The sequence below is a fragment of the Microbulbifer sp. THAF38 genome, from assembly GCF_009363535.1.
Taxonomy (GTDB): Bacteria; Pseudomonadota; Gammaproteobacteria; order Pseudomonadales; family Cellvibrionaceae; genus Microbulbifer.
This window is the reverse complement of the sequence record NZ_CP045369.1, coordinates 4,572,264-4,593,528: the sequence shown is the minus strand read 5'-3', so window position 1 is coordinate 4,593,528 and position 21,265 is coordinate 4,572,264. Positions and strand designations below refer to the sequence as shown.

20 protein-coding genes are annotated in these 21,265 nt (G+C 54.1%); 10 read left to right on the top strand and 10 right to left on the bottom strand.

Going from position 1 to position 21,265, the window contains the following annotated elements; translation table 11 throughout:
* Positions 1-114: 114 nt before the first annotated feature.
* From FIU95_RS19980 to FIU95_RS19965, 4 genes are all read right to left on the bottom strand, one after another.
* The gene (locus FIU95_RS19980) at positions 115-1,512 is read right to left on the bottom strand and encodes a S8 family peptidase (RefSeq protein WP_152455878.1); all 1,398 of its coding nucleotides are present in this window, start codon (positions 1,510-1,512) and stop codon (positions 115-117) included.
* Between the two features lie 354 nt (positions 1,513-1,866).
* Positions 1,867-3,621: a S8 family peptidase gene (locus FIU95_RS19975; protein ID WP_152455876.1), complete on the bottom strand. Its 1,755-nt coding sequence runs from the start codon at positions 3,619-3,621 to the stop codon at positions 1,867-1,869.
* Positions 3,622-4,311: 690 nt separating this feature from the next.
* A complete protein-coding gene (locus FIU95_RS19970) occupies positions 4,312-4,884 on the bottom strand; it encodes a rhomboid family intramembrane serine protease (protein ID WP_152455874.1) in 573 nt (190 codons plus the stop codon).
* A 105-nt stretch (positions 4,885-4,989) separates the two neighbouring features.
* A complete protein-coding gene (locus tag FIU95_RS19965; RefSeq protein ID WP_152455873.1) occupies positions 4,990-5,877 on the bottom strand; it encodes a YicC/YloC family endoribonuclease in 888 nt (295 codons plus the stop codon).
* 109 nt (positions 5,878-5,986) lie between these two features.
* Here FIU95_RS19965 and rph point away from each other — a divergent pair, with 109 nt between their 5' ends.
* On the top strand, positions 5,987-6,706 hold the full coding sequence (rph, locus tag FIU95_RS19960; RefSeq protein WP_152455871.1) for a ribonuclease PH: 720 nt from the start codon (positions 5,987-5,989) through the stop codon (positions 6,704-6,706).
* A gap of 99 nt (positions 6,707-6,805) precedes the next feature.
* Here the strand turns inward: rph and FIU95_RS19955 are convergent, their stop codons facing one another.
* Positions 6,806-7,573, bottom strand: coding sequence for an exodeoxyribonuclease III (locus FIU95_RS19955; RefSeq protein ID WP_152455869.1), 768 nt, complete (start codon positions 7,571-7,573; stop codon positions 6,806-6,808).
* A 114-nt stretch (positions 7,574-7,687) separates the two neighbouring features.
* On the opposite strand from FIU95_RS19955, the gene pyrE reads away from it, so the two are divergent.
* Both pyrE and FIU95_RS19945 read left to right on the top strand, forming a co-directional pair.
* The gene (gene pyrE / locus FIU95_RS19950; protein WP_152455867.1) at positions 7,688-8,338 is read left to right on the top strand and encodes an orotate phosphoribosyltransferase; all 651 of its coding nucleotides are present in this window, start codon (positions 7,688-7,690) and stop codon (positions 8,336-8,338) included.
* Positions 8,339-8,388: 50 nt separating this feature from the next.
* Positions 8,389-8,988 (top strand): hypothetical protein, encoded by a 600-nt coding sequence (locus tag FIU95_RS19945; RefSeq protein ID WP_152455865.1) that lies wholly within the window; start codon positions 8,389-8,391, stop codon positions 8,986-8,988.
* 96 nt (positions 8,989-9,084) lie between these two features.
* On the opposite strand, the gene slmA is transcribed toward FIU95_RS19945, so the two are convergent.
* The 4 genes from slmA to coaBC form a co-directional block, all read right to left on the bottom strand.
* Positions 9,085-9,693, bottom strand: coding sequence for a nucleoid occlusion factor SlmA (gene slmA, locus FIU95_RS19940; RefSeq protein WP_152455863.1), 609 nt, complete (start codon positions 9,691-9,693; stop codon positions 9,085-9,087).
* Positions 9,694-9,835: 142 nt separating this feature from the next.
* Positions 9,836-10,738, bottom strand: coding sequence for an acetylglutamate kinase (gene argB / locus FIU95_RS19935; protein ID WP_152455861.1), 903 nt, complete (start codon positions 10,736-10,738; stop codon positions 9,836-9,838).
* Positions 10,739-10,897: 159 nt separating this feature from the next.
* Positions 10,898-13,291, bottom strand: coding sequence for a phosphomannomutase/phosphoglucomutase (locus FIU95_RS21590; protein ID WP_152455859.1), 2,394 nt, complete (start codon positions 13,289-13,291; stop codon positions 10,898-10,900).
* A 22-nt stretch (positions 13,292-13,313) separates the two neighbouring features.
* Positions 13,314-14,522, bottom strand: coding sequence for a bifunctional phosphopantothenoylcysteine decarboxylase/phosphopantothenate--cysteine ligase CoaBC (coaBC, locus tag FIU95_RS19925; protein ID WP_152455857.1), 1,209 nt, complete (start codon positions 14,520-14,522; stop codon positions 13,314-13,316).
* Between the two features lie 151 nt (positions 14,523-14,673).
* Between coaBC and radC the strand changes: the two genes are divergently transcribed.
* The 7 genes from radC to FIU95_RS19895 all read left to right on the top strand — a co-directional run bounded on the left by radC (position 14,674) and on the right by FIU95_RS19895 (position 19,438).
* Entirely contained in the window at positions 14,674-15,348 is a 675-nt protein-coding gene (gene radC, locus FIU95_RS19920; RefSeq protein ID WP_152455855.1) for a DNA repair protein RadC, read from the top strand.
* Between the two features lie 227 nt (positions 15,349-15,575).
* Entirely contained in the window at positions 15,576-15,812 is a 237-nt protein-coding gene (gene rpmB, locus FIU95_RS19915; protein WP_020413982.1) for a 50S ribosomal protein L28, read from the top strand.
* Positions 15,813-15,848: 36 nt separating this feature from the next.
* Positions 15,849-16,004 (top strand): 50S ribosomal protein L33, encoded by a 156-nt coding sequence (gene rpmG / locus FIU95_RS19910; protein WP_020413983.1) that lies wholly within the window; start codon positions 15,849-15,851, stop codon positions 16,002-16,004.
* A gap of 86 nt (positions 16,005-16,090) precedes the next feature.
* The gene (mutM, locus tag FIU95_RS19905) at positions 16,091-16,906 is read left to right on the top strand and encodes a bifunctional DNA-formamidopyrimidine glycosylase/DNA-(apurinic or apyrimidinic site) lyase (RefSeq protein ID WP_152455853.1); all 816 of its coding nucleotides are present in this window, start codon (positions 16,091-16,093) and stop codon (positions 16,904-16,906) included.
* Between the two features lie 73 nt (positions 16,907-16,979).
* Positions 16,980-17,138 carry a DUF5993 family protein gene (locus FIU95_RS21260; RefSeq protein ID WP_172975468.1) on the top strand — a complete coding sequence of 53 codons (159 nt, stop codon included), beginning with the start codon at positions 16,980-16,982 and terminating at the stop codon, positions 17,136-17,138.
* A 13-nt stretch (positions 17,139-17,151) separates the two neighbouring features.
* The gene (locus tag FIU95_RS19900; protein ID WP_216646286.1) at positions 17,152-17,691 is read left to right on the top strand and encodes a disulfide bond formation protein B; all 540 of its coding nucleotides are present in this window, start codon (positions 17,152-17,154) and stop codon (positions 17,689-17,691) included.
* A gap of 85 nt (positions 17,692-17,776) precedes the next feature.
* Positions 17,777-19,438 (top strand): amidohydrolase, encoded by a 1,662-nt coding sequence (locus FIU95_RS19895; protein ID WP_172975467.1) that lies wholly within the window; start codon positions 17,777-17,779, stop codon positions 19,436-19,438.
* Between the two features lie 55 nt (positions 19,439-19,493).
* On the opposite strand, the gene FIU95_RS19890 is transcribed toward FIU95_RS19895, so the two are convergent.
* The gene (locus FIU95_RS19890) at positions 19,494-21,131 is read right to left on the bottom strand and encodes an NAD-dependent malic enzyme (RefSeq protein ID WP_152455849.1); all 1,638 of its coding nucleotides are present in this window, start codon (positions 21,129-21,131) and stop codon (positions 19,494-19,496) included.
* Between the last annotated feature and the right edge of the window lie 134 nt (positions 21,132-21,265).

Here is a 21,265-nt window from a genome sequence, read left to right as displayed (position 1 = left end):
ATGGAACGGGAAAGGAGGTCAGAAGTGTACGCGGGGTGAAAAGGTGAAAGGGTAAAGGGGGGGAAGGTGTGAAAAGAGAAGCGGCCTTTACGACCGCTCCAGAGAGAAGTCCTTCTATTGAAGACTGGCCGCTGCTACCGCGGCGGCGGCATCGACAATACCGGAGCCACAGCGGGAACAGCTCGCCGGGAAGCTGCGCGCGGTACTGGTGAGAATCGATTCCACCTCATCCGGGGTCACGCTGGGGTTTACCGAATAAATTAGTGCCGCAGCGCCAGCCACATGGGGTGTGGCCATGCTGGTACCGGGATAGAAAGCGTAGGCATCAGTACCGGAAAATGTGCTGCCGCTGTTGAGGATGGAAAGTACGCCATCGCTGCTGACTACGTTGATCTCACCTCCGGGAGCGGCCACGTCGACCACATTTCCGTAATTGGAGTAGTAGGCACGACCACCGGAGCGGTCTGTGGCGGCGACAGTAATAACCCCGGAACAGCTAGCTGGCGAGTAACGGCGGGCATTGCGGGCCGAGTTACCCGCGGCAACCACAACGGTGGCACCAAGGCTACGCGCGGTATTAATGGCATTCTGTGTCGTGATGTCGCAGCGGCCACTGCCACCCAGGCTCAGGTTCAACACTTGCGCTGGATTTTGGTTATTCGGCACGCCGCTAACGGAACCGCCGGCGCTCCAGATAATGCCGTCGGCGATGTCCGAGGTGTAGCCACCGCAGCGGCCGAGAACGCGTACCGGGACAATTTTCGCTTTGTAGGCCACCCCGGCGATACCCATATTATTATTGGTGACCGCCGCTATGGTGCCGGCCACATGGGTGCCGTGCCAGCTGCTATCCATTTCTGGGTAGCTCGGGTCGCCACAGTGGGTGTTGGTGTACCAGTCACCGGGATCGGTGGCATCACTATCGCGACCATCGCCATCCACAGAGACGTCGGTATCGGAAATCATGTCGTAGCCTGGCAGGATATTTGCGACCAGGTCTGCGTGGGGCAGGTAGCCGGTATCAATCACTGCGACCACGACACCTTCACCCTGAGCGCTGTCCCAGGCTGCAGGTAGGTTGAGGCCGCCGGTGGATTCGAAGTAGTGCCATTGGTCGTAGTAGCTGGGATCGTTAGGCACGGCCATGGCCTTCATCATCAGATCCGGCTCCGCATATTCGACCTCCGGGTCCTGTCTCAGGCGGCTGATGATGGCTTCCAGTTCAGCCTTATTTTTACGGCCTTCCAGTCGCATCACCTGTGCCCCAGTAGCCATACGGCGCAGATGGCGCATCTTGTGGCCGGCGCGACGGGAGGCCTTTGCCATTGTTTCCGGGCTCAGGCTGGCAGCCTGCCCTACTTTGGTCCCTTGCTTGTATTTCACGATAATGCGATCGGTAATTTGAGTGCTACTTGTCTTCTCCACTTGGGCGGCGAAGGGGCTCGCGCACAGTAGTGAAAATAGGCTGGCCAGTGCAGATTTTTGCAGTAGGTTTTTCAGTGATGTTTTCATTATTGTTATCTCTCCGTGATGGTTGTTGCCCCAGTCAGCATTTAGCTGACATGGATATCAATCCGGGTGCACCGCTATTGATTGGGCTGCGTAAGGCGAGGCACCGTTAACTAACAGGCAAAATATGTGCCCGAAAAAAGTGCACTAAGGAGATCTGACGGTATTGCTGGCAAAGCTGGGGATTGGTGCAAGGTTACAGAGATGCGGTCCTCTACCCAAGAGGCGGAGAACTTCTAACCTTTGTTATGTGCCTTGCACCATTTAAGGGAGGTATTTCAGCTATTTGCTGCTTAGTCGCACCAAAATACCTCCCTATAAAGGCCGGCTGTTTAAAGTGCCGGCCAGAGGGTGCTCTTAAGGAGTTGTTTCGGCCTTCAGGGTAACGCCACTGTAGGAGTCATAACCATACACGCTGACATACCAGGTACCGGAATCTGGATTGCTGATGGTGCAGGTCTCTTCATTACCCCAGAGGTAGGGGCGGCAATCATATCTGCGCAGAGTCGGGTAGTTGGCGTGACGCACATAGAGATCGACTTCACCATTGCCGCCGGACATCTCAATATTCAGGCTCGAGGTACCCGCAGCAACTTCGATAGTGAAGTCGCTCCAGCTGCCGGAGTTGCCGGAAAGGTTGGTTTCGGTCCAGCTGACACCGCCGCCATTTCCGTTGTCGCCACCATCGCCATTACCGTCACCATCGCTACCGCCACTCGCCATGGCAACGGCCGCTGCCGCATCGACGATACCGGCACCACAGCCACTGCATGAAGACGGGAAGCTGCGTGCGGTGGTGGTGAGTATTGATTCGATGTCGTCGGGGCCCAGGCTGGGGTTTACCGAATACAGTAGTGCGGCCGCACCGGCAACATGGGGCGCTGCCATACTGGTGCCCTGCATGTAGACGTAGCTATCGCTGCCCGCGATCGTACTGCCACTATTGTGGGTGGAGAGAATGCCATCGGGATCGTTAGCGAAGCTCTGTGCGCCCCCCGGTGCTGCAACATCCACAACGCTGCCGTAATTGGAAAAGTAAGAGCGGCCACCATCGCGGTTGGTCGACGCAATGGTAATTACCCCATCGCAGCTGGCGGGAGAATATTGGCTGGCATTACTTGAGTCATTACCGGCGGCGACTACGACGGTAGCGCCGAGGCTGCGCGCGGTATTAATGGCGGCCTGTGTGGTGGTGTCACAGCTGCCACCGCCACCGAGGCTCAGGTTGAGCACTTGTGCGGGGTTGGGGTTGGTCGGCAAGCCGCTGACAGAACCGCCGGCGCCCCAGATAATGCCGTCGGCAATATCCGAGGTATAGCCACCGCAGCGGCCGAGCACACGTATCGGTACGATCTTGGCTTTGTAGGCAACACCGGCGATACCCATATTGTTGTTGGTGACCCCAGCGATGGTGCCGGCGACGTGGGTGCCATGCCAGCTGCTATCACTTTCCGAGGGAATGTTCGGATCATCGCCACAGGCTTTATCGGCAAACCAGTCGCCCGGATCTGTGGCGTCGCTATCGCGGCCATCGCCGTCTACAGACACAAAGGTGTCGGAAATCATGTCATAGCCCGGCAGAATATTGTCCACCAGATCGGGGTGTGGGCGGTAACCGGTATCGAGTACCGCGACAACTGCTCCCTCACCTTGGGTGACATCCCAGGCCGATGGCAGGTTCAGGCCGCCGGTGGACTCATAATAGTGCCATTGATTGAGGTAACTGGAGTCATTGGGCACAGCCATTGCGTGCATCATCAAATCCGGTTCAGCGTATTCAACATCCGGGTCCTGCTTCAGGCGGTTGATAATCGCGTTCATTTCCGCTCTGTTTTTGCGACCTTCCAGGCGCATTACCTGAGCGCCTGTGGCCATACGGCGCAGGTGGCGCATTTTGTGGCCAGCGCGACGGGAGGCCTTTTCCACAGTGTCCCTGGCCATACTGGCTGCACGGCCTACTTTGGCACTTTCCTTGTATTTGACGATGATGCGATCCGTTAGCTGGGTGTTGTCAGCACTCTGAGCCAGGGCGGTGAAGGGCGCGGTGCACAGCAGTGTGAATACGCTTGCCAGAGCAGTCTTCTGCCGAAGGCTTTTTAATGGTGAGGTCATTATTGTTATCTCTTCGAAATTGTTGTTTTCCGGCCACCAATAGGTCATTTGGTGTGCCGGTCACTCCTGAAAAGAGCTCCCACTGACAGAAAAAAATCCGCCAACAGAGAGATCCGGATAGCCGCCTTATTAGGCTTTTGGCGGTTAAAAAGACCCAAAATAGTACCAAGGTTTCATTTTGATACAGGTATATAACGATTTTGAAATTATTGTCCTCAGTGGAGGAACTGGTAATTGTGTGGCTTATGGCGACAAATTTATAAATTTTCAGAAAAAAATCAGGTAACGAGAACTTGGTCAATAGGAGGGTGTGTTGTAGTTCACGGGGGCTGGCTGATGAGAAATGGTTAATAGCGTTAAGAAAAAATAATGTCATTTCCCGGAAAGACAGGAACTCACCTAATGCCATTCCGAGGCGTTTACAGGGGAGTCCGCAAAAGAGTTTACAAAGAGATTTGTTTGCCTCAGGATTTTTCCCGGAGCACGTTCGAGTCGTCAGTGATGGCCTAGCCGGATCTTGCGGTGATAATTCTTTATCGATCACCACCGCAGTACCGTACTCAGTTCAAAACATCATTCGATGCTTTACTCAGGTTGTGAGAGGGGAGATTTATTTTTTGAATTCTTTTGCATGCGATCTGGATATAGTTAACCGAGTAGGCGTACTGTGAGCATGCCAAAGGCAAATCGTTAATTTTTAGGAGCTGCCTGTCGGGCCGTAATATAGTTGGGTGTATGTGCCCACATTTTTGCAGCCATCAAGCCGAATAGAAAACCAAACAAGTGTGATTCCCAGGAAATATACTTTCCTTGTGGCAGCACGCCGAAAATAAGTCCGCCATAAACCAATCCGACAAAAATCGATGTCATTAATCGAAGAAACTGCTTGCTGATAAATCCGGCCAGCAGTAAAAACCCAAAGTAACCATAGATTACTGAGCTGGCACCCAGGTGGTTTCCCCCTCTGGCAAATAGCCAGACCGCAAGCCCGGTGGTCACAATAATCGTCAATGTCACTTTCAAATAGGTTTTCGCACCATATTGCAATAGCAAAAAGCTGAAAACGCAAAGGGTTACGATGTTTGACAGAAAGTGCCAGAAGCTTCCATGCAACAGTGGAGCGGAAAAAATATGGGGGAGATGGTTGATGGATCGAGGAATCAGGCCAAAATAGTTCAGCGATCGGCCAGTAAATAGATTAATAATTTCAATAGCGGTTAAAACTAAGAATATAGCCCCAACCCATTTTATATTGTTTTGCATAACTAATACTGTTCAATGTGCGGTGGGAAAGGACAGAGAAAGGCTGATGGGCAGTGTTAATATGGGGTCTTTAGTTTGGCTTCAGTTAAAAACCCCATAATTGCCTTACTCAATATTCTGCACTTGCTCGCGCATCTGTTCGATTAATACTTTCAACTCTACCGCAGCCTGGGTGGTATCGGTTACCACGGACTTGGAGGACAGAGTATTGGCTTCGCGGTTAAACTCCTGCATAAGAAAATCCAGGCGTCGGCCTATAGCGCCACCACCGGCGAGTACCCGGCGGGTTTCTACAGTGTGGGCATTGAGGCGGTCCAGCTCTTCGTCTACGTCAGCTTTTTGAGCGAGCAGTACAATTTCCTGTTCCAGGCGTTCCTTGTCCAGTTCCACAGACAGCTCTTCCAGGCGGCTGCGCAGTTTTTCCCTCTGTGCCTCTAAAATTTGAGGCAGTTGCTCCCGCACCAATGTCACCTGTTCTTCAATACTTTTTAAACGGGCCTCGATAAATTTGGCCAGCTCTGCACCTTCGCGTTCGCGATTTGCGCGCAGCTGTTCCAGCGCTTCGCGAAATGCCTGCAAAATAGTGGCGGATTGCTGTTCGGTATCGGCTTCCGGTTCACTGATGACGCCGGGCCACTGGAGAATTTGCAGGGGGTTGAGCGGCTGGGCCTCTACGCCGCCGGTGACCTGTTTGGCAGCCTGAATCAGTGCCTGTGCCAGAGGTTGGTTAATTTCGAGCCCGCTAGTTTCCACGTTGTTGGGTTTTACCGTAAGCGTGAGTTCCACTTTTCCGCGGGATAAATTTTTCCGCAAGATATCGCGCAGCTGAGCTTCCAAGGGACGGGCAACTTCTGGCAGGCGGAAGTGCGGCTCCAGGTAGCGATGATTGACCGAGCGCAGCTCCCAAATGGCGTTTCCTGTGGCATAAGCGGCTTCGGCGCGACCGAAGGCTGTCATGCTTCGCACTTTGTTCTGTTCCCGGTTATTGGCCATTGCTCGTCCCCTGCAGGCGTATTTATCGGCCCGGCATCATAGCACAGCGTTCGGATATCCATGTGGGGGTATATAATGCAGGGCTTTCATTCATTGACTGAGGTGAGCTATGCAGCGTCCCAGTGGCCGCGCGGCGGCGCAATTGCGTCCGATAAAAATTACCCGAAACTACACCCGCCACGCCGAGGGCTCCGTGTTAGTAGAATTTGGTGACACAAAGGTCCTGTGCAACGCCTCAGTATCGAGTGAAGTGCCGCGCTTCCTGCGCGGCCAGGGCAGCGGCTGGATTACTGCCGAATACGGCATGCTGCCGCGCTCCACCGGTTCGCGTATGCCGCGCGAGGCGGCCAAGGGCAAACAGAGCGGCCGCACGGTGGAAATTCAGCGTTTGATCGGCCGCTCCCTGCGTGCAGCCGTGGACCTGGAAAAACTCGGTGAGAACCAAATTACATTGGACTGCGATGTGATCCAGGCCGATGGCGGCACGCGCACGGCGGCGATTACCGGCGCCTGTGTGGCGTTGGTGGATGCTCTTCGGCACATGCAGCGGGAAAGAATCCTCACCGAGGACCCGTTGCTCAATCTGGTAGCGGCGGTTTCTGTGGGCATTTATGAAGGCGAGCCGGTACTGGATCTGGATTATCCGGAGGATAGTGCGGCCGATACCGATATGAACCTGGTGATGGCGGCAGATGGCGGCATGATCGAGGTGCAGGGTACGGCGGAGGGCAAGCCTTTTTCCGAGAAAGAATTCGCGCAGATGCTTGGCTTAGGCAAGGCGGGGATCGATGAGTTGATTGAATTGCAGCAGAAAGCCCTGGATGAGTGAGATTTTATAGTTTGCTGAGATGAGGCAGGCTCTATTGTAGAGCCGGCCCATTCGTAAAAGGACCCGGCCCACTTTGTCTCGAGCCGAGTCCTGCGCTGCTTACACTTCCAGGTCGTAATCCATCATCAGCGGCAGGTGGCTGGAGAAGGTGACATTCTTGTTGATCGCGCCGTATTCGATACGGTTTTTCAACCCGTGCGATACGATCTGCATGTCGGTGCGCCAGCCATCGCCCTCACCCACGGTGCCACTCGGCCACCAGGTAAATTCATCGGTGTCCTTGACGACGCGGCGGAAGGCGTCGACATAACCAATCTCGTTAAACAACTGGTCCAGCCAGCGCTGTTCGTGACGCATAAAACCGGGGCTGTCCTGGTGGTCCTGCCAGTTCTGCACATCGGCGCGGCGGTGCGCCATGCCCCAATTACCACAGAAAATAAAGTCGCGGCGCTTGCGGCTGATTTTGTGCAGGTGCGCTTGCATATCGTCGAAAAACTGGACTTTCTTTTCCAGCGAAGCCTCGTCGGTGGCCACCGGCGCTAATAGCGAGCCGACGCTCAGGCGTTCAAAATCCGCCTGTAAATAGCGCCCGTACATATCCTCACCGTTGGCGAAACCCATGCCGAAAATAATGGCTTTGGGCTGATTGCGCGTATAGATGGCCACGCCGTTTTCATGGGGCGTTCCCGAATCGAAGAAGTAGCTGTAATAGCCATCGGGGTGGAATATGGGGTGGTCTAGCTCCGGCTCCAGAGAGCGCAGGTCCTGTAGGCAGATAATGTCTGCATCCTGCTCAGCTAACCAATCGTAGAGACCGCGTTGTGCGGCCTGATGAACGCCGTCTACAGACAAGCTCACTATTCGCATTATTAGCCCCTTACCAGCGGACTGTGTATCATTAGAAACATTATTTGCATGCCTATCCCCGGAAATGCTACGGGGAGGTCTCCCTTCACCTTAGCCAATAGTTAACAATTTTCCATGCAGCAATATCAGCGCAATTTTATCCAACTGGCCCTGGATCATCAGGTGTTGTGTTTTGGTGACTTCACTCTGAAATCAGGCCGTCAAAGTCCCTATTTTTTCAATGCCGGTCGTTTCCACACCGGTGCGGCACTGGCCGCACTGGGACAGGCTTACGCCGAGGCGATTATCGCTTCGGGAGTAGAGTTTGATGTCATTTTCGGACCGGCCTACAAGGGCATCCCGCTGGGTGCGGTGACTGCCGTGGCATTGGCGCAGAAAGGGGTCGATAAGCCTTTCTGCTACAACCGCAAAGAGGCCAAGGATCACGGCGAAGGCGGAACCTTAGTGGGTGCGCCGCTTAATGGCAAGGTTTTGATCATTGATGATGTGATTACGGCCGGTACTGCGGTGCGTGAAGTGATGCAGATCATCGAATCTCACGGTGCCGAAGCGGCCGGTGTGGTCATCGGTTTAAATCGTCAGGAAAAAGCCAGCGAGGATTGTGAATTCTCCGCTATTCAGCAGGTTGAGCGGCAGTTTAATATCCCGGTAATCAGCATTGTACAGCTGGATAATATAATCAGTTTCCTCGAGCAGGAGTCGCAAGACAGTGAAACCCTGCAAAAAATTGTGAATTACCGGCAACGTTACGGCGTAACGGGTTAATTAAAAGCCCGCTCGTCGTAGCGGGCCGCACCCATTTAGTGAGAAGAGCGTTGAGAATCGCCCCCATAGTACGTTTACTGGCCTCAATCACTTTGTTGTTTAGTGCTCTGGCGAATGCTGCCAGTGATGAACAGGTGCTCTATCGCTATACCGATGAGCAGGGCATTGTGGTGCTCAACGAAATAGTACCGCCGGAATACGTGGGCAAGGGCTACGAAATTCTCAACCTCTCCGGCCGTGTTATAGAAGTGGTTCCGCCACAGTTGAGCCCCGAGGAATTTGAGGCACAGCGCCGGCAGGAGGCTCAGGAAGAGGCGGACCGCAAGCTGCTCAAGCGATATAACAGCCTTGCCGATATCGAGAGTGCGCGCAAACGCAAGCTGGCAATTGTCGAACAGGACATGGCGATCATGCACTCAAATATCACCAGTCTTACCCGCCAGATTACCCAGGAGGAAGCGCAGGCAGCGCGCACCCAGCGCGGCGGCCGCGAGGTAGCTCCGGAGCTTCTACAGCGTATCGTCGATTTACAGAAAGAAGTCGCGGTCTTGCGCGAGCGCCTCAAGCGGCGCAATGAGGAAGCCAGCTCTATCGGTGAGGAGTTTGATAAAGCCGCGGCACGCTACACAGAAATCACATCCAAATCCTGATCGGATCCGATCATTCAAGCATTTCCCCGGCGCTGACAGGCGCGTGTCCACTTACCACTTATTTTTATTATCCCGGTGCAGTAGACACACAGCCAGTTACCTGGCCGCAGCGACGGTCTCGCGGAAAAAGCCGGAGGTCAGTACTGGCCACTGTTCGGCCCAATACTCGGTAGGCTTACGTTTAAAGCCGCTGCGTACATATTGCACTATGCGACCCTCGGCACTGGCCAACAACAGGTTCGCGGCACCGCCCAGAGGTAGGGTCGGGCGCAGGTGTTCGCGCAGTTCCGCTTCACGCAGAATCTGACGGATTTGGGTTTCCAGACGGTCAAACAACTGCAGGATGCGCCCGTGCAGGCGTTCGGTCTCGCCGGTCAATGCATCGCCAGTGAGCAGACGAGTAATACCCGGATTGCGCTCACAGAATGCCAGGAGAAGGTGCAGGATTCTCTGGCATCGCTCCAGGGCAGAGGGCTCCTCCTGGAGGATCAGTGCGATACGACTGAAAATAGTCTCCTCGATAAACTCGATGAGACCCTCAAACATTTTCGACTTGCTGGGGAAGTGGCGGTACAGCGCCGCTTCAGAAAAGCCAACTTCCTTGGCCAGGGCTGCAGTTGTAATACGTGCGCCGGGACTGGCTTCCAGCATATGTGCCAGGGCTTCCAGAATTTGTTGACGCCGATTGATTTTTTCGCTGCTCATTGACTGCCTTTAGTCCACTTGGGGAGCGGACGGTGATTTTTGCTCTTGTTGCCTTCATATTGCGGCGGCGGAATCCTACCGATTCGTACGTCTGTCTTCAATTGCCAAGCGCTAATGCGCGACGTCTTATGTCTCACTATGGTTAATCTGAGTGATTGGTAATCAGCGTGCCGACGCCGGTATCGGTAAATATTTCCAGCAGCACCGCGTGAGGTACCCTTCCGTCGATAATATGAGCAGAAGTGACCCCAGCTTTTACTGCGTCGAGGGCACAATCGATCTTTGGTAACATGCCGCCGTAAATTGTCCCGTCTTTTATTAACTCTTCCACTTGTTGTGTGGTCAGGCCGGTGAGTACTTCTCCCTGCTTATCTTGCAGCCCGGCCACATTGGTGAGCAGCATCAACTTTTCCGCCTGCAGACACTCGGCGATCTTGCCTGCTACCAGGTCGGCATTGATATTGTAAGAAACCCCCTCCTTGTCGACCCCGATAGGGGCGATGACTGGAATAAAGCCACCTTGGATCAGCATATTGATCACATCGGTATTAACCTTTTTCACTTCGCCGACCTGGCCGATATCAATAATTTCAGAGGCGTGCAGGCCTGCACTCTCGTTTTTACGGTTAAGCTTACGCGCTTCGATTAACAAACCATCCTTGCCTGTTACGCCCACCGCGCGACCGCCGTTTTTATTGATCAGGTTGACAATTTGCTTGTTGACCGTGCCCCCCAGCACCATTTCCACCACATCCATGGTCTCGCTATCGGTTACGCGCATACCGTCGACAAAACGGGACTCAATATTGAGTTTATTCAGCAGCAGCCCGATTTGCGGGCCGCCACCATGAACCACCACTGGGTTCATGCCCACCAGCTTCATCAGGATAATGTCTCGGGCGAAGCTGTTTTGCAGCTCGTGATGCACCATGGCATTGCCACCAAACTTCACTACTACAGTTTTATTGGTAAATTGCTGAATATAGGGCAGAGCCTCATTCAAAACCTGGGCGATGCGCAGAGCGGACTTCTTATCGAGAGACATGGTCATTCCTTTTTGATGGGATGCGATTGGCTGGCTTTCCCCCGCCATCCAGTTGCCGCTGAAGATACTGCGCGGTTGGGTGTCTTTTGGATTAAATAAAGCACCGACCACGAGTCGGTTGCGGCACCTGCCTGTGCCGCACTGAATAAAATAGGTGCGTTAGTTGAGCAGCTCCCAGTTGGGAACTACAGCAGTGGGAGCAATTTTCTTTATCTGTGCCATGACTACTTTTTGAATGCGTTCCAAGGCTTCTTTATTTTCGGCCTCGAAGCGCAGCGTCAATGCGCTGGTGGTATTGGAGGCGCGTACTAGTCCCCAGCCATCAGAAAACTCAATGCGCAGACCATCGACAGTATTGATATCGGCATTGTCAAAATCGCCTTGCTCGCGCAGTTGTTTTATCAGGGAGAACTTTTCTTGTTCCTCCACGGGCAGCAATATTTCCGGAGTACTCTCCATTTGCGGCAGGGAGTCTAGGAGTTCATCCAAGCTCTGCTCGCGCAGGGCCATGATTTCTAGCAGGCGCGCAGCTGCGTAAATACCATCGTCGAAACCAAACCAGCGATCCCGAATGAAAATATGGCCGGATAACTCACCACCGAGAATTGCCTTGGTTTCGAGCATTTTATTTTTCATCGGCGCGTGGCCGGTTTTCCACATCACCGGGCGGCCGCCATACTGGCTGACCAGCTGGGCCAGGGTGCGGCTGCTCTTCACATCGAAGACGATCGTTTCCCCTGGGTTGCGCGCCAGAATGTCTCGAGCGAGCAGCATCACCAATTGATCGGCCCAGGCGATGCGGCCGCTGCTGGAAATCAGGGTGACGCGATCGCCGTCGCCATCCAAGGCCACCCCTAGATCTGCGCCGGCCTCTGTCACCTTGTCGATCAACGCCTGCAGGTTTTCCGGACGCGAGGGGTCGGGGGGATGGTTGGGGAAGTCCCCATCTACTTCGCAAAATATCGGGGTTACCGCGCAGCCCAGCTGTTCGAACAACCGTGGTGCCAGGACAGAAGTGGCGCCATTGCCCGCATCCACTACCAGATGTGGCTGCCCGGCCAGGGCCACGTTGTTAAAGATCTCGTCGATATATTTGTCTTTAATATCCTGCTCGCGGTTGCTGCCTTCCCCATTTTTAAAGGGCCCCTGCTGCATAAGCTGGTGTAGGCCCTGTAACTTTTCTTCGGACAGGGGACGGCCCTTGAGCACGATCTTGAAGCCGTTGTATTCGGCCGGGTTGTGGCTCGCGGTTACCATAACGCCGCTGCTGGTGTTCTTGCCTTTAGCGCAGGCGTAGTAGAGCAGTGGCGATGGAATCAGGCCCAGGTCGATACTGTTGCAGCCGCTATCGAGGATGCCTTCCATCAGGCAGTTGCTGAGCAATGCACTACTGTTGCGGCCATCGCGGCCCACCAACAGGATCTGTTCTCCGGCGTGCTGTGCCAGGGTGCCCAGCGCCCGCCCCAGCTGGTAGGCAAAGGGCTCATCGATTTCCTCACCGGCGATGCCGCGAATATCGTATGCGCGAAACACGTGGTGGGGAAACTCGGAAGTGGGCTGGTGTTGAGGTTTGCCCGATGTGGACGCTGACCTTTCTGCAGCGCGGTTTTCCATGTCCTGCACGGGAACCTCTGGGGCGATACTGGGCGCCGATGCCAGCCCCTGGGGCATGGGGTCTACCGCCAGTTGACTATCCTGCTGCAGCTCAGCGGTTGGGAAACTCTCACTTTCGCGCTTCCCGCTTTTTGGGCTGCGCTCCCAGGGTGCGCGGCTGTCTCGCGGTAGGAGGCGTATCAGTAACAGCAGGGAGAGCAGCAAGCCCGCGCCAGCGGCGAGATAAATCCACAGTGTTGGCAGGCTGTGCTGCTGAGTGAATGCATTAGAGGGGCTGAATTGTACCTGCAGAAAACTATCCCGAATCGCTACAGAGTGGCTGAACCCACCGCCCTGCCCGCCGCGCCAGAGGGGTTGTGCAGCTGATTCGGGAAACTTCTGGATCAGTTGAATTTGTCCCAGGTTTTTATCGAGAGCCTCCAGGGATTTTTGCAGAACAGCAAAGGGCTGGCTGATCAGGATTTTTTGTTTGGCCAGGCTGATTGCATTGTGAAGCTCCCAGCTGTTGTCGGCACCGGTGCGCAGTATTTCCAAAGGTTGTTGGCTGTCTTGTCGAGTACGCTTGAGCAGGTCCACCAGGGCGAAGTTCAGGGTTGGGTTTTCGCCCGCGTCCACGCGGATCTGCGACTCCGAGAATGCCTGTACCCGAGACTGTTCCGGTAGTTGTGCTGTTTTCAGCAGCTCCTCAAGGGGCTGCTCACTGCGTTCGAGTTGTTGCAGCTGCTGGGCGCGCTGCCCCAGCAGTGCCTGTACACGCTGAGCGAAAGTTTCTCCCTGTACTCGAGTTGCCTGTTGTACCTGAGCCTGGTTGTAGGGGGTGATTATATGTTCGACGATTAAATAGGCTCCGCAGAGCCAGGCGACGGCCGCCAACAGCGATGGTAGTAACAGCCCCTTGTGTAATAGCGCTTCGCCCTGATTTTTCTTGTTGGAAACCACTGATTTTCCTGCCTGTAAACCTTTACTGCTGCGCTTTGGCGGCAATGATTTCTATTAATTGTCGCGCCAGGTCGGCCTTTAGAGCCTCGGGCAGTTGCGTGCTGCCATGGCGATCTATCACTGTGACGGCATTGCGATCACTGTTGAAGCCGGTGTCGCTGCCACTGACGTCATTGGCGACAATCATATCGAGGTTTTTGCGCTGTAGTTTACTCTGCGCGTACTGCTCGACCTGCTGGGTCTCTGCAGCAAAGCCCACGGTAAAGGGACGTCGTTCGCTGCGTGCGGCGATACCGGCGACGATATCCGGGTTTTTAACTAGGGCGATAGCACTTTCGTCGCAGCCCTCCCGTTTCTTGATTTTCTGCTCTGCCACCGAGGCGGGGCGAAAATCGGCAACGGCGGCGGCGCTGATAAAAATATCGCAGAGGTCGGCCGCGCGCTCGGCGGCCTCCTGCATATCCCGCGCATCAATGACATCGACGCGCTTCACTTGTACGGGGGTGGCCAGATTTACCGGCCCGGCGATAAGGGTTACCTCGGCGCCGGCTTTCTGGGCGGCCTCAGCCAGGGCGAAGCCCATCTTGCCGGAGCTGTGGTTGCTCAGGTAGCGCACAGGGTCCAGGGCCTCGCGGGTTGGACCGGCGGTAATTGCTACGCGCTTGCCGCGCAGGCAGTCGCTGGCGCCGAACTGGGACTCGGCCTGCAGGGCCAAGTCGGCGGGCTCCAGCATACGGCCGGGCCCCACGTCACCGCAGGCCTGGCTGCCAGCCGCCGGCCCCCACAGCTGTACCCCGCGCTCACGCAGGGTTTTGGCATTGGCAGCGGTGGCTGAGTGGCGCCACATGGCCTGATTCATGGCGGGTGCCAGGGCCACAGGTGCCTCACTGGCGAGGCATAGGGTAGTGAGCAGGTCGTCGGCCATACCGCAGGCCAGCTTTGCCATCACCTGGGCACTGGCGGGGGCAATCAGGATCAGGTCGGCCCACTTGGCCAGCTCGATATGCCCCATGGCGGCCTCAGCCGCCGGGTCCAGCAGGTCGGTGTGCACGGGGTTGCCGGAGAGGGCCTGGAAGGTCAGAGGCTGCACAAACTCGCGCGCGCCGGCGCTCATCACCACCCTTACCTGGGCACCGCGTTCTTTCAGGCGGCGCACAAGGTCGGCGCTCTTATAGGCGGCAATACCGCCACTGATTCCCAAAAGTATGCGTTTTTCGGCCAGCGAGGACATAGATACAGTTTCCGAATATATGCGAGCGGGTTAGATTAGCATTTCTGCGTCTGGACTTATAAGGCGCAGGATAGACGCGAAAATCGTGCTTGTGGTGAGTTGGGGAGAGATTTCACAGAAAAAAGACTGTCAGGGAAGGCGGAGAGCGAAGATGAAGATCAAGGATTGGCCGGCAGCTGAGAGGCCCAGGGAGAAATTATTGGCGCGGGGTGCCGCGGCGCTGTCGGATGCCGAGTTGCTGGCCATTTTTTTACGGGTGGGGCTACCGGGCGTTTCCGCAGTGGATTTGGCGCGGGGCCTGCTGAGCGAGTTTGGTGGCCTGCGCGCCCTGTTAGAGGTAGACAGGGAGCAGTTTTGCCGCGCGCGCGGACTGGGAGATGCCAAGTTTGTGCAGCTGCAGGCGGCGTTGGAGATGGCGCGGCGTCATCTAGCAGAAATTATGCGGCAAGGCAGTGCTTTGTGTAGCCCGGCAGCGGTGCGCGACTACCTGGCTATGCAGTTGCGCCACCGGCGTCGCGAAGTTTTTTGCTGTCTATATCTGGATACCCAGCACCGCGTTATCAGTTTCGAGGAGCTGTTTGAGGGCACTCTGAATGCCGCCAGCGTCTATCCTCGCGAGGTGGTACAGGTGGCTTTGCAGCGTGGGGCAGCAGCCGTGATTCTGGCGCACAATCACCCCTCGGGAATCTGTGAGCCGAGCCAGGCGGATATCTGGATTACCGAGCGTTTGGTGCAGGCCCTTGAGCTTGTGGATATCAAGGTATTGGATCACTTGATTGTGGGCGAGGGGCAGGCCTTATCCTTCGCTGAGCAGGGGCTGTTGTAGGTAGTTCAATAGAGAAGCATTGATTGACACAGAAGTACTGTACAAAACTTGCTCCCTACGGGCTCTTTTGGTATAAAACGCCGCTCTTTGCGGCCGGGCCAGATTCTGCACAGGTTCCGCCGCCATCCAGGAACCGGATTAGAATCCCGATTTTTATGTTCCCGCACACCCTTTTCCTCTTCAGGATTGGCGCCATGCGGGCACAAGCGTTTTGAAGAGGCCAACAGATGTCCAAGGTATGTCAGGTAACCGGTAAGCGTCCGGTAACCGGAAACAATGTATCCCACGCTAAGAACCGCACCAAGCGTCGCTTCGTGCCGAACCTGCACAGTCACCGTTTCTGGGTTGAGTCCGAGAAGCGTTTTGTGAAACTGCGTGTTTCCGCAAAAGGCATGCGCGTTATCGATAAGAAAGGTATCGACGCTGTCCTGACTGAGCTGCGTGCCCGCGGCGAAAAAGTATAATTAGCTGTATCCAGCTAACTGATTGGAGATTGAGCAATGCGTGAGAAGATTCGTCTGAATTCCAGCGCCGGTACTGGCCACTTCTACACCACTACCAAGAACAAGCGCAACATGCCTGAGAAAATGGAGATCAAAAAGTACGATCCCGTTGTTCGCAAGCACGTTATGTACAAGGAAGGCAAAATCAAGTAATTGCCCCCGCGTACTCGCAGAAGAGCCCGGTTTTTGCCGGGCTTTTTTGTGTCCGGTCCCCGGCTAAAGCCGTCGTGAGATGAGAGATGCCCGAACTCCCTGAAGTAGAAACCACCTGCCGCGGCCTTGCCCCCCACCTGGAAGGACAGCGGGTTAGATCCGTTGTGGTGCGACAGCCCCGGCTACGCTGGCCTGTGGACCTGGATTTTGCCAAGCACATCAAAAATGCCAATATCCTGAAGCTGGAGCGGCGCGCCAAATACCTGTTAGTACATACAGACAGGGGTTGTGCCATTTGGCATCTGGGGATGTCCGGTAGCCTGCGCCTGGTCGAGAAGGGTGAGCCTCCCGAGAAACACGATCATGTCGACTGGCGTCTCGATAGCGGGCTGATTCTTCGCTATAGAGATCCACGCCGGTTTGGCGCTCTGCTGTGGACTGCGGCAGACCCGCTGACCCACGATCTGCTCAGCCACTTGGGACCGGAACCGCTGTCGGAGGACTTTAGTGTTGACTATTTGTTCACCTCTTCCCGCAAGCGCAAGCAGTCGGTGAAAACATTCATTATGGATGGGCGTATCGTGGTGGGAGTGGGGAATATTTATGCCAGTGAATCCCTATTTCTGGCGGGTATCCGTCCGGACCGTGAAGCAGGGTCTATTTCCAAAGCCCGCTACTTGCGCTTAGTAGAGGCGATCAAGCAGGTATTGAGTCGCGCCATTGCCCAGGGGGGCACCACCCTGCGGGACTTTATCGGGGGGGACGGCAAACCCGGTTATTTCGCCCAGGAACTCAATGTCTACGGCCGCGCGGGCGCACCCTGCCCCAGTTGCGGAAGCCCGGTGCGGGACATGGTTCTGGGCCAGCGCAGTACCTTCTTTTGCACTCGCTGCCAGCGCTGAGTTGACCCTGCGATAGGGCGTTGGCGGGAATTTACTACTAGTATCAGAGTATTGCTGTCTGTGGAGATGGCCAGTGGTATTGGTACTGCCTTTTCTCACCGTTCTGATTTCAGCCTGGTGTATATGGAAGCGCCGCCAGCGCGCGGCCACCGTGTGGTGGTTGCTGACCATGGTGATCTACATTATCTGGTTGATTTATCACTCGGCCACTCCGCTGGACCTCTCCTTTTAGCCGGGGTGCCACTATGGTGTATATGGTTCGAAGGCTCGATGCCCTGGCTCTTCTCGGTCTTTCTGCGGTTCTCTGGATCGCTTTTATTATCGAGTTATACCAGCACCAACTGCCCTGCCCCCTATGTCTGCTGCAGCGAGTGGCTTTCACCATGGCGGGTTTGGGGCTGCTGATGAACTTGCGTTTTGGTGTGCGCCCAGCCCATTACGGCATTGTCATTCTGTCGTGTATTGCCGGATTGGCCGCTGCCGGGCGCCAAGTGTTGCTGCATATCCTGCCCGAAAATTCCGGGTTTGGAGAGCCCTTCCTGGGCCTGCATCTCTATACCTGGGCGGCTTTGGCTTTTTTTGCTCTACTCGCTTATTGCGGGGTCGCAATGATGTTGGGCTTTTTACGGCGTAATCTTTCCCCGCGTCGGTTCTCTTTTCCCGAGAAATTTATTGCGATCGTGTTTCTTACCATTGCGATGGCGAATCTGGCCAGCACGCTGCTGGAGTGTGGTCTGGGTCCCTGTGTGAGTGGCTCATTTGGTTATCACTGGCTCTGGCCTTGAGTAAATTGGTCGATCGCTCAATCGAATAAGGTTGGTGTCACCATGCAAAACTGGGCGTGGTTAGGGCAACACGATGGGTAGCTATATGCGCTGGCTAATTTTGTTATCGATTCTTTTGCTCCTTTCCTGCGATCCTATGGCGAAGAGCGCAAGCTCTGACTCCCCCCCAAGTCAGCCTGCCCAGCTAATTGTCCGCAACGCTACTATTTACACCGCGGATAAAGTGCGCTCAATTGCTGCGGCAATGGCAATCAGGGATGGGCGCATCGTCTTTGTTGGCAGCGAGGCGAATGTTGAGGACTATATCGGAGCCGATAGCAAAATTGCAGATCTAAACGGTAAGCTGGTATTGCCCGGGTTTTTTCAACGGGCAAAAATTCGAGGTTCTGCATCAAGAATCGATTTGTTTTCCGGAAACTCCATCGAAGACTACCGTTTGGCGGTATCACGTTATATTCGAGAAAACCCCGAGCAACAGGTAATTGTTGGTGATGGTTGGAATATGCAGGCATTTTCTGCAGAGCCTCCGCATAAAGGGATACTCGATCAAATCAATGACCTTATCCCAATTATTTTATTCTCATCCGATCGAAGCAGTATCTGGACAAACTCTGAAGGCTTGGCTGCTGCTGGAATCGATAACGACAGCGAAAATCCGGTCAATGGATTTATAGAAAAAAATGAGCACGGTATTGCTACCGGCTGGTTACGCGGCCCTGGCGCTGTCGCGTTAATAGAAGCATTAATTCCGAAAGATCCTGACGGCGATTATCGAACAGATTTATTGCGAATACAGGCGTTGGCGGCTAGCAGTGGTGTGACAACCCTGTATGAGTCGGCTGTTTACTTAAAGGATAAGGAAGCCAGAAGTCGTTATTTTGATATGCTATCCGATATCGACTCTATGGATATTCGTGTGCTGTCCTCTGTGGTGGTGAGTCCAACATTTAGCGAAAAAGATTTTTCACAGTTACAGCAGAAAATTAGTCAAATATCTATCAGTGATTATAAGCTGTCTTCGGTAAGCTTTATCGAGTGGCTTCCAAAAAAATTACAAATGAGGATTGCTGAGAAAGTGCCTGATGCCGAGTCAGGAACTTTAAAAGCAGTCACTGCTCTGGCACAGAGAGCCCACTCTTACCAACTTCCTCTACAGATATTGGTTTCCGGAAAAGAGGGAACCAATAAGGCATGGAAAGTATTGGGAGACCTGGCGTCGGCGGGATTCGGTACCGAAATGCGCAATGCTATCGTCAATGCTTATTTGGAAGGAGAGACAGCCCTGGAAGGCATCTCCCAGGCGCATAGTGTGGCCTTTGTACAACCGGAAAATATTTTTGCTTTGCAAAATCATTCTGATTCCTCGAAGGCAAAGAAGCGTTTAGATAAACGCTTAAAGAGAGATAATAAATACCTTCCCCTGGGGGTCTCACTGCTATCTTCTGATCTCACTCAGGTTAATGGCTTGGTAAGCCCTTTAGTGGTTATTCATCGGGGAGTGAATCACCATATCCCTATTTTTGATCTGGTTGAGGCTTTCACAATTAATGCTGCCTATGCCGGTAACATGGAAAAAGAAACAGGTAGTATCGAGAAGGGTAAGTGGGCAGATTTTATTGTTTTAGATAGAAATATATTTAAGAGTACTGCAGTTCAGCAAACTGAAGCCAGAATTATAAAAACTTTTTACAAAGGAAGGTTGGTATTTGATCGAAAGTCTGAAAAAAATAAGAGTTTCAATAATTAAAGTGCTTGCTTGCAAATGGATGCATTCTAATTTTTCTATTGAGTAAGATTAAATTTTAACAATAAGAAAAGTACTCAGCTTTGTAGGTATGCTCCTTAATAAATACCAGTAAATCCTTCGGGCACTCTAGTTCACTGAGTCCAAGCTCAAAGATTTTCTTGCTAACCCTTGCTGCTGTATTTTGGGCTATTTCTAAAATTTTTGCTTGTGGCGGGAATAGACAGCCCTGCTGCAACAGATCTTGATCGACTTGCTCGGCAACCCCGCGGGCGGCCTCAATAAAGAGTGAGTCGGGAACGCGTTTAGCACGAGTTGCATAAATTGCCATGGCTACAGCGGGAAAAATATATAAATTGTTGGCTTGACCCGGCAGGTAGGTTTTTCCATGGAGTGTGACCTTGGGAAATTGTACGCCTGCCGCATAGATGGCTCGACCCTGACTCCAACTATAGGCCTGCTCCGCGCTGCACTCGGCGTGCTCGGTGGGATTGGAGAGTGCAAAGATAATTGGCCGCGGGTTGAGCGCAGCCATAGTTTCCACGACTTCCTGGGTAAATAATTGGCCGACAGTACTGACGCCAATCAAGGTTGTTGGCTTGTGGGTTTTTATCGCTTCTAATAATTGTGAAGTTGGGGCTTGGTCGTGCGCGTAGGGGCGCTGGAAGTCGAAGAGGTCTTCACGACTTTTTACCAGCAGTCCCTTTTCATCGAACATAATAATGCGGGCTTGGGCCTCTTCCCTACTGAGCCCTTCATTGACCAGTTCACTCACAAATAAATCCGCAAGCCCTATGCCAGCAGAGCCGGCACCGGCGAAGAAAATCTTTTCATCCTTTAACGAGCCCTGTTTGATTTTCAGGGCGTTAATCATGCCGGCCAGGGCAATACCCGCAGTGCCCTGGATATCATCGTTGTAGCAGCAGACCTTGTCTCGATATCGCTGCAGTAAGTGGACGGCGTCACTACCGGTCCAGTCCTCAAAGTGCAGACAGCAGTGTGGGTAGCGCTGCTGAACGGTGTCCACAAACTCATCCACGAAACGGTATAGCGTCTCGGTATCCGGGCGTTTACGACGCAGGCCCACATAGAGAGGGTCTGCGAGTACCTGCTCATTATTGGTGCCGGCATCTAAAAAGAGTGGCAGTAAATGTTCTGGCGGCACGCCCCCTGCGGCGGTGTATAGCTGCAGTTTGCCAATGGGGATGCCCATGCCGTTCGCGCCTATATCCCCAAGCCCCAGAATTCGTCCTCCATTGGTGACACAAATAAAGCGAATGTCCCGGTCCGGCCAGTGGGACAGGGAGTCGGCGATACTGCCCTTTTGCGCAATAGACAGATAAACACCCCTGACCCTGCGCATGATATGGCTGAACTTGGTACAGGCTTCGCCGATAGTGGGATCGTAAATGATCGGAAGGAAGCGCACCGGATCGGACATCACCACCCGGTAAAAGAGCGTCTCATTGGTATCCAGCAGGCCGGTCAGGTAGACAAACCGATCGATATCCGAGTGTTTGTGGCTCAGCTGCATCATCACCCGCTCTACCTGGGTTTCTATGGTTTCCAGAGCGTAGGGAATCAGGCCGTTAAGGCCAAACTTGCTGCGTTCGGCCTCGGTAAAAGCCGTGCCCTTATTGGTGCGGGGGTCGTGCAGGAGATCGATGCCAGTGGCATCCACTTTGCGCTGGTCCAAGAGGGGCCCTCCAGTTGCGTTTTGGCTTCTCGCTAGCTAGGGGGAAGTATGGACCACTCTCAAGATGGGGTACTGCAAGAAGGGACACTGCTATCTGGGATGCCGGTTTAGGAATAGCAGCTTTCCGGGGAGGG